The organism is Rhodopseudomonas sp. B29 (assembly GCF_000333455.1).
In the GTDB taxonomy this organism is placed as follows: Bacteria; Pseudomonadota; Alphaproteobacteria; order Rhizobiales; family Xanthobacteraceae; genus Rhodopseudomonas.
Genome location: NZ_BADD01000257.1, coordinates 1 through 2,087 on the forward strand (window position 1 = coordinate 1; position 2,087 = coordinate 2,087).

General features: G+C 66.4%; 1 protein-coding gene and 2 pseudogenes. 1 reads left to right on the forward strand and 2 read right to left on the reverse strand.

Going from position 1 to position 2,087, the window contains the following annotated elements; genetic code table 11:
- Positions 1-817 (reverse strand): annotated as a pseudogene (locus tag I5M_RS09425) (protein translocase subunit SecD); the annotation flags it as partial.
- A gap of 133 nt (positions 818-950) precedes the next feature.
- Positions 951-1,304: pseudogene (yajC, locus tag I5M_RS34190) on the reverse strand (preprotein translocase subunit YajC); the annotation flags it as partial.
- Between the two features lie 197 nt (positions 1,305-1,501).
- On the opposite strand from yajC, the gene I5M_RS09435 reads away from it, so the two are divergent.
- On the forward strand, positions 1,502-2,087 hold a 586-nt coding region (locus I5M_RS09435), incomplete at its 3' end, for a DUF815 domain-containing protein (protein ID WP_022721173.1).

Consider the following 2,087-nt stretch of genomic DNA (forward strand, 5'->3'; position numbering starts at 1 on the left):
GAGCGCTGATCGAGCCCGGCTGCGCGTCGGTCAAATCGGCGCCGGAGACCAGCACCTGCTTCTTGATCACGTAGGGCTGCTTCGGCGACGACGCGCTCATCAGCAGTTCGGAATCACTCGGCAGATTGCCGGCCATCGCCTGCTCCGGCGACACCGACGTGTCGACCATGCGGAAGTCGAGCTTGGCGGTCTTGCCGAGCAGTTCCTTCAGCCTGGTCGGATCCTGCAGGCCCGGGACCTGCACCAGGATGCGGTCCGCTCCCTGGCGCTGGATCAGCGGCTCGACGGTGCCGAGTTCGTTGACGCGGCGCTCGATGATCTGCATCGACTGATCGACCGACTGGCGCACGCGCTCCGCGATCGCCGCCTGCGTCACCGTCAGGCGAATGACGCCGTTGCCGGCGTCGGTGACGTCGAGACTGCGCTGGCCGTTGGCGCCCATCAGGCCGCCGAGCGGCTGCGACAATTCACGCAGCTTGGTCAGCGCGTTCGGCGCTTCTTCGGGCTTGCTGATCCGGACCTCGACCGATTCGCCCTTCACCGCGAGGCCGGTGTAGGGAATGCGTGCTTCGCGCAGCACGCGGCGGACGTCGTCGCGGACGCCGTCCAGCTTGTCCTTCTTGACCGAATTGGAGTCGACTTCGAGCAGGAGATGCGACCCGCCCTGCAGGTCGAGGCCCAGCACCAGATGGCGCTGCGCCCATTTCGGCCAGGTCTTGACGGTGTGCTCGGCGAAGAAGTTCGGCACGGCGCAGAGGCAGACGACAAGCGCCGTCAGGATGATCCCCAGCGCCTTCCACCGTGAGATATAGAGCATCGAGCTGTCCCGTCAGAAACCAAACCGAGCGTGAGACCAACGGCCTCAAGCCGAGGCGTTGTCGTCCTTGGCGGTGGTGCTCGCCTCGTCCGCCTTCTCGATCTTGGCGGGCTCCTTCTTGCCCTTGCCCCTGCCGGTGGTCCTTGGCGTTGTCCTGCGCGGCGACCGGCTCGCCCTTGGAGCGGACGCCCTGGATCATCTGGCGCATCTGACGCACGCGGACGCCATCCGACACTTCGAACTCGACGGTGTCGTCATCGATCACCTTGGTGACCTTGCCGACGAGGCCGCCCGAGGTAATGATGGTGTCGCCGCGGCGCACGTTCTTCACCAGCTCGGCGTGCTCTTTCACCTTCTTCTGCTGCGGCCGCAGGATCAGGAAGTACATGATGACGAAGATCAGCGCGAACGGCAGCAGCGACATCAACATGCTGTTGGTGTCACCGGCCGCGCCGGCGGCCTGGGCAAAAGCGGGAGTGATGAACATTCTTGTCGTCCTTGAACGCTGCAAATGACGCGCGCCAGCGAGGCGCCTACCGCGCCTGCCGGGGTCGCAAATCCGCGCGGACTATAGCGGTCGCGGTCCGGATTGCAACGTCGCCAACCCCCTCATTTTCCCGTGTTTTCCGAGCGCTGGCAGACGGCGTGCGGGCTCCTTAGACCACCCTACCCAGGACTTGCCAAATGACAAAAAAGCCACGTTCCAAGGCGTCCCGCGCTGCGTCCAAACCCAAGCCGCCGGCCCGCAAAGCCCTCCCCGCCAAGGCCGCGGCCAAACGTCCCGCCCGGCCGGCGGCCGACGCTGAGGTGCTGGAACGCATCGCAACCGCCCTGGAGGGACTGGCGACTCGGCTCGGCGACGCGCCGGCCAAGGACGCCTCCGCGGCGCTGGAGAGCGCCGAGGCCTTCATCTGGCATCCCGAGGGCCGGCTGGCGCCGGTGCCCAAGGTCAGCCGGGTCGATCTCGACCTGCTGCAGGGCATCGACCGGATGCGCGACACCCTGATCGAGAACACCGAGCGCTTCGCCACCGGCCTGCCCGCCAACAATGCACTGTTGTGGGGCGCGCGCGGCATGGGCAAGTCGTCGCTGGTCAAGGCCGCGCACGCCGCCGTCAACGCGCGGGCCGACGTGAACGGCACGCTGAAGCTGATCGAGATTCACCGCGAGGACATCGAAAGCTTGCCGGCGCTGATGACTCAGCTGCGCGCCTCGCGCTTCCGCTTCATCGTGTTCTGCGACGACCTGTCTTTCGACGGCAACGACGCCT